We start from the raw sequence: 3,326 nt of genomic DNA, 5'->3' as shown, positions 1-3,326 counted from the left end.
CTCAGCCGGCTTCCCCTGGGCCGGTCATTTCTCAGGTGCCCCCCGTAGGGCAGCTTAACCAACCCCAACTGCCGCCGGGATCCGTTGATCCCACTACTTCTCCCTTCCAGGGTCGAGCAGTAGCTCCTCCGGCAGGGGATCTTGCAGTCGGCAGCATCCTTCCTGCTCCCCCTCCAGTTGACTTGGGCTCAAATGCCAAGATTACCTTAACCCTGAGGGATGCTCCCGTAGGTGATGTGTTGAGTCTCTTGGTACGTCGAGCTGGACTAAATGTAGTTCTTAACGACGTTCCTCCGGACTTGACGATTTCCTTAGATGTAGCCGACTCACCCTTACAGGAAACGTTCAACTTTATCTTGCGGCTGAAGGAACTGCAAGCAACTCGTGTAGGGCAAACAGTTTTTATCGGCACTAGCCTTCCTGGAGTCGGCCAGCAGATTGTCAAAACATATAGACTTAATCAACTAAGAATCGAAGAGACAGAACAGACCTTTAACCTTACTGCTGCTGGGGCCGGAGGCGGGCAAGCAACAGTCGAAATCAATGCTAGACAACTAAGTATCACTCCAAGTGAAATCAGAAGTAGAATTTTAGCTATCCTGGAAGCATCGAATATCCCTCTTGCTCAAGAGTCAGCCATTCAAGCAGATCCAAGAACAAACTCACTAACTATTGTTGCCACACCTGCCCAGCATGATGTGATTGCAGCCTACCTTGCCCAGATTGATCTTAGAAGTCGTCAGGTCTTAGTTAGTGCTAGGTTTATTGAGATTAACCTCAATAACAACTCTAGTCTAGGAGTGGCATTAGGCGGTGCCTCTGGCAACTTTGCACTGGGCTCTGGAGATAATACCACCTTTGGTGGAACTCCCCTCAACCAACCTGCAGGGTCTTCGGTTCCTGACGTTGGCGTAGTTCCTTCCGTAGGAACTGGCGGCTCACTTGTGTTCAACACCTTAAACCGACTCCAGCAATCTCTTGCGGCCCGCATAGATGCAGCTATTGCTTCAGGAACAGCCAAGATACTGGCTGACCCAAAAGTGGTCGTCGCTAACAACACGGGCGCGGCTATTGTAGTTGGTCAAGAAGTTATCACCAATAGGAGATTGGTAACAGACCCTGCAACGGGTACGTCAACAGTCGTTTTTGAAAAAGGAAACGCAGGAGTCAACTTAATTATTCAAAACGTCAGGATTGATGACAATGGCTACGTTACGTTGAATCTTCTTCCCCAGGTTTCATCTATCGGTAGCCAAATCACTTTAGCAGACGGAGCCGTAATTAGCTTGCTCAATCAGCGTTCTGTTGGCTCTTTGCAAATCAGACTTAAAGACAGGGAAACACTATTTTTGGCAGGATTGATACAAGAGGAGGATCGAGTGTCTGTTGATAAAGTTCCACTTCTTGCTGAGATTCCTCTGCTAGGTGCTCTCTTTCGTAGGCAAAACACGACGAACATTAGAAGTGAAGTTGTTGTCTTGATTACCCCAACTGTTCTAGAAGAGTAGAAGAGTGGCCCGCCAATGACTGTCATTCTCTCAGACCGGTTGCTTTGCCAAAGATGGAAGATTCTCATAGAAACGGCTAAACCCTAAGATACGTTGCTGATTAATGCTGATGTCGAACTCTCGCCGCCGGCCTTGGCTGAAGCTGGGATCCCTGTTGCTCGCCTTCGGGTTGGCCTGGGTGCTGGCTTGGGGTGAGGTAGGATGGCCGCAAACCTATCATCTCTCTCTACGGGTGCAGGGGCAGAGCTATTCACAGCTTGTCGAGCAATCGCGCTCTTTGGTTTGGCAAACCTTGGCACAACAATTTCAGGCACAGCCGCAGGCGGAGCAGCTCACTTTAGAAGTACTGGGGCAAGGTGGGGAACAACAAGTGCCCCTCTTCACGGTGCGAATGCCTCGCAGTGTTTGGCAGCAAAACCCATCGCCAACTCAACTGGAGCAATATGCCACTTTCTATCCCAATGCATTAACTCTTTTACAACCAAGAGTGGCGGCCCGAAAAGCTCAGGTAGAATTTACTCCTCTTCCTCAAGGTGGAGTCGCATTGGTCTCTAGCAATCCTTCCAATGGCCAAAGAGGGATCCCAGTTGATCAAAGTATTCGCCTGCGTTTCGACCGAGAGCTTCCGACAGGAATGACGAGTTTGGCTTTTGGGATCCAGCCTCCTTTGGAAGTGGCCTTTGATATCCAGGGAAACGAGCTAATTGTACAGCCTTTACAGCCACTCAACTACAGTACCGATTACAGAGTGTTCTTACCTGCTGCCAAAGAGCTAGATTTACAAAATCCCATAGAGTTGACCTTCCGCACTGAGCCTCAATACACCTACCAGCGAGATATTCAGCCCCTACTGGATGCTAGCTGTGTGGGTTGTCATCAGCGGGCCGGTCGGATGCGGCGCAGCCCTTTGGATAGCTATGCCGCGGTGATGCGTTACGTAACGCCCGGATCAGAAAATAGCGAGTTGCTGAAACCGCGCTGGTTGGCTCGCCATGCTGTTATTCAACGGGCGGCAGGGATCCCCTTGAATGCAGAAGGAGAAGGGGCCGACGCCCCCGGTTCCTTATCGGAGCTTGGGACGGGAACTGTGCCGACGCCGAGACCCCCCGTGAGTGATCCCCAAGGAGAATTTCCCGGCTCTTTTATTGGACGCAGCGGATCTCCCGAATTGGCCTACATTCGCCGCAACGGCACCGGCACGGATCGCTTGGGCCACTTGAGCCCTGAAGAAATCCAGATCTTGCGTACCTGGATTATTCAGGATTGGGCTGCTGAGACCCACAAAAGTTAACCCGATGGCTCGGGGAGTCTTTATTGAGTTAAGATGAGTTGACCTAGATGTTAAGTTTCTTGACCAACTGCTTATCTTGGAACCAAAACCCTACGAGACCAACCGGTGACAACTGCTGCCAGGGATCCCTTGGATTGCATGAGGTGGGTTGTAGAAGCTTTTGGCAAGCGACTGGCAACCAGCTTGAGGACGAGAGCTGAGATTAGCGTCATTGCTGGCGCTGTTTTCGTGTCGCTCCGAGAGGAATCCTGCTAACTTTTTATCATTCAAAAAATAGGGATCCCAAATATGGGGATCCCCAAGTCTCCTTCCTCTAGTGTCTCAGTCTTCAACACACCTGTGTGAGTCGTTCTAATCTTAGGAACAAAACTGTGAAAAAGTCGTGCAGAGAAGCAAAGGACCTAAGCCCCGCTGTCTTGCTCAGGTGGCCTGGGATCCGGGACGGGCGATGAGCGCCAGCTCCACCTGATGTTCTCGGGGCTGCTGCAGTTGCACCTCCACGTCGCGGCCAAAGAAGCCCTGCATTT

At 51.0% G+C, this 3,326-nt stretch carries 2 protein-coding genes; both read left to right on the top strand.

The window, feature by feature from the left end; all coding sequences use genetic code 11:
- Positions 1 to 1,508: type II secretion system protein GspD (locus tag NW844_RS12510; RefSeq protein ID WP_414336107.1), on the top strand; the 1,508-nt coding region annotated here is incomplete at its 5' end.
- Positions 1,509 to 1,617: 109 nt separating this feature from the next.
- On the top strand, positions 1,618 to 2,799 hold the full coding sequence (locus tag NW844_RS12505; protein WP_414336105.1) for an Ig-like domain-containing protein: 1,182 nt from the start codon (positions 1,618 to 1,620) through the stop codon (positions 2,797 to 2,799).
- Positions 2,800 to 3,326: the final 527 nt, after the last annotated feature.

Source organism: Synechococcus sp. H55.2 (assembly GCF_047462495.1).
Taxonomy (GTDB): Bacteria; Cyanobacteriota; Cyanobacteriia; order Thermostichales; family Thermostichaceae; genus Thermostichus.
This window is presented reverse-complemented; position numbering and strand designations above follow the sequence as displayed.

Bases quoted from the DNA above. Each gene is read 5' to 3' on its own strand.
- NW844_RS12505 (WP_414336105.1), top strand. From the start codon at position 1,618: ATGTCGAACTCTCGCCGCCGGCCTTGGCTGAAGCTGGGATCCCTGTTG.